Genomic DNA, 394 nt, shown 5'->3' with positions numbered 1-394 from the left:
TAGTCTTGTCCTCCTTATATATAAAATTATAAATATATAAAAATAATATATATTGCTCTCATCTATAGAATAGTTCTTGATGGCAACTTTGTCAAGGTTTTTTATATAAAAATTTTATATAAAAAATCGACCTGCCAATGAGCAAGTCGATTCTAACGTCTGTTTTTATCAGTTCTCTATCTTTAATTGTGGCCACTTGGCCTGCCAATTTTTTTCGGTCAACCGCTTCTGGTACAGAGCCATTCTATCTTTGTCCGCTTTAAAATGTGGCGTCGGCCTCACGACAAAGTTCAGAATATCTTCTAAGCCATAGGGTAAAAATACTTATAGCTGTCCTTCTTCATCGAGCCTAGCCCCAATTGCTGTACAGCGTTCTGGATATTTACTGATGGCA

The 394-nt window shown here is 35.8% G+C and carries 1 pseudogene; it reads right to left on the bottom strand.

Annotated features, from left to right (window positions below):
• Window positions 1-168: 168 nt before the first annotated feature.
• Window positions 169-312, bottom strand: a pseudogene (locus FH871_RS35085) (nucleotidyltransferase family protein); the annotation flags it as partial.
• Between the last annotated feature and the right edge of the window lie 82 nt (window positions 313-394).

It is taken from the genome of Larkinella sp. C7, assembly GCF_006149005.1.
GTDB lineage: Bacteria > Bacteroidota > Bacteroidia > Cytophagales > Spirosomataceae > Larkinella.
Note: the sequence above shows the minus strand (reverse complement) of the source record. Positions and strands in the feature narration are given on the sequence as shown.